Annotated in this window: 3 protein-coding genes; all 3 read right to left on the reverse strand. The window is 59.7% G+C overall.

From position 1 onward, the window contains the following. Window positions 1-235, reverse strand: a 235-nt coding sequence (locus SACAZDRAFT_RS07635; protein WP_005440297.1) for a Hint domain-containing protein, incomplete at its 3' end; no start/stop codon positions are given. A gap of 449 nt (window positions 236-684) precedes the next feature. Then, window positions 685-1,197 carry a hypothetical protein gene (locus SACAZDRAFT_RS22950; RefSeq protein ID WP_157606959.1) on the reverse strand — a complete coding sequence of 171 codons (513 nt, stop codon included), beginning with the start codon at window positions 1,195-1,197 and terminating at the stop codon, window positions 685-687. 3 nt (window positions 1,198-1,200) lie between these two features. Beyond that, window positions 1,201-2,228, reverse strand: a 1,028-nt coding sequence (locus tag SACAZDRAFT_RS23195; protein ID WP_005440299.1) for a Protein of unknown function (DUF1557), incomplete at its 5' end; no start/stop codon positions are given.

Consider the following 2,228-nt stretch of genomic DNA (forward strand, 5'->3'; position numbering starts at 1 on the left):
AGAACGGGTGCTCAGCCGTGGCCACCACCCTGGCGGTCTTGTCACCGTCCGCACCGTCGACGTCCACCGTGACCTCGACCAGCTCCTTGATACCGGAGCTGGTGATGGTCGCCACGACCGTACGCGGACCCTCCTCGCCGGTCTCCGAATCGGTCGCCCACACCCGGTCCCCGACCTCAACCTCCTCGACCGGCTTCACCCGGCCATCGGCCAACAACACACCCGTACCAGGCACGAAACTGCTGCACCCCGGCGAACCACCACTGTCTACTACTGTTTCAGTCAGTTTAAGGAAACACAGTCACAGCCTTGACGAAGCCTGTTGGGATGTGAGCACTAGCGGGCCTAATGGAAGATCTTCCGAGGGCTCGCGGAAAGCATTGACTGACTCGTCGAGCCACGCTGGCGAGCAGGGCAGCATCAAAGCTATCCCTGAAGCAACGTGCGCATAGACCGTCGGCTGCGTTGTAGGCTGCGCGGATAGCGGGCTCGTACTGGCGGATCGGCTCGGCTCCCAAGTGGGTTTCGGCGGCACCAGGCGCGCGCCCGGGTGAGCCCCCCAGCATTCGACCAAGCCCACCAACGTCACGATCCGCAACAGCAGCCGAATGAAACATCCTATGGAGAATGTCAGACCGTCGTCAATCCGCTCGTCGCCAATATCCCTCCGTCCACCAGAGTCGCTCAACCCATGAGTTCGGGATCTATAATCGGCGGCGTAGGTGCCGCGATACAGACCAGGTCGGACTCGTGCGAAATCCCCACCTTCACCTCCCCGCACGCGAGGTACTTATGCACCCCCAGCTCTGATAGCCAGAGCACAATCTCTTCCCTCGTTTGTGATACCGATAATTTTTCCTCCACGTCGACATCCGACCTTTCTGGCTCCGTGTAGTCCGGGGTCACCCTCCACGGCCAAAGTGCACGGTCCAGCACAGGAGATACTGCAGGCTCAACTACTGGACCTATCTGCAACCTCCTGTCGACCGCTGGCGGAAGCTCAATAATCACCAAACTATAAAGAACACCCGAACGGGAGTCCACCCCCATCTCAACGAACCCGCCACCAGGCCCGGTAACATACAAATTGAGGGCACTACCCGTTCGCCTCACTCGCCAGAAAAGCTTCAAAGGTATCCACGGATCCGCCTCTGCATAAGCTATCTCAGATGGAGCCCTATCCAACACCTTAAGCATTACTCACCTAACAGAACGCGCATGGATTACAACAGGGAGGCGGTCTTGAGCACGTTGCGAGAATTCGAGTTGCCAACCACCTACTGTTATTCGCTGATTGAGCGGAACGCTGCCTTCCTTGATTGCGCCCCCGACCGCCGCTTGGAAACTTCTTAATTGCTGTTGAGTTGTCAGCGCCACATACTCTGGCGACATGCCACGCTCAGACACTGATTTTGCCTTCTCAATTATATGCTTAGTCGCATTTGAATTCACCCACACGCTCGTACCACCTGCACTCAACTCAAATGTAGCAGGCACACCCCCACTACCAGGGATAACTGGCCCAGTCGCTTTGATGTCGTCCCAGATAGCGCATCCAGTATTGTGCACAAGCAGTGAACTGTCAGTAGCGTCTAGGTAGTAAGTGCGGATGCCGCTGATGGTGAGGTTGTGTACTCGTCGTACCTCTACGTACTGGCGGATGGCCGTGATCTCGATATGGTCACCACTTGCACTCCGTAGCCCATCACCTGGCGTGAGTTCGTCGGCGTTGAGCCAGCGGCCTTGGTCGTCGACCCAGAACGGATGTTCGGCCGTGGCCACCACCCTGGCGGTCTTGTCACCGTCCGCACCGTCGACGTCCACCGTGACCTCGACCAGCTCCTTGATCCCGGAGCTGGTGATGGTCGCCACGACCGTACGCGGCCCCTCCTCGCCGGTCTCCGGATCGGTCGCCCACACCCGGTCCCCGACCTCAACCTCCTCGACCGGCTTCACCCGGCCATCGGCCAACAACACACCAGTACCAGGCACAAAACTGCTGCACCCCGGCGGACCACCACCACTCCGACGACCCGCGCCCGCGACGTCCCCGGCAGCATCCGCACCCTTGCGGAACCACTTCGTGAACGTGGCAGCAATACCAGCCAACGGCGCCGCCGCCCCACACGAGAACGCCGCGTTCGTAACATCCCCCTCCGCGCCATACCACCACAGTTCAGGCTGTCTGCCAAGTTCCCCAACCCCGGAATCAGCCCCAAGCCATCGAG

The organism is Saccharomonospora azurea NA-128 (genome assembly GCF_000231055.2).
GTDB lineage: Bacteria > Actinomycetota > Actinomycetes > Mycobacteriales > Pseudonocardiaceae > Saccharomonospora > Saccharomonospora azurea.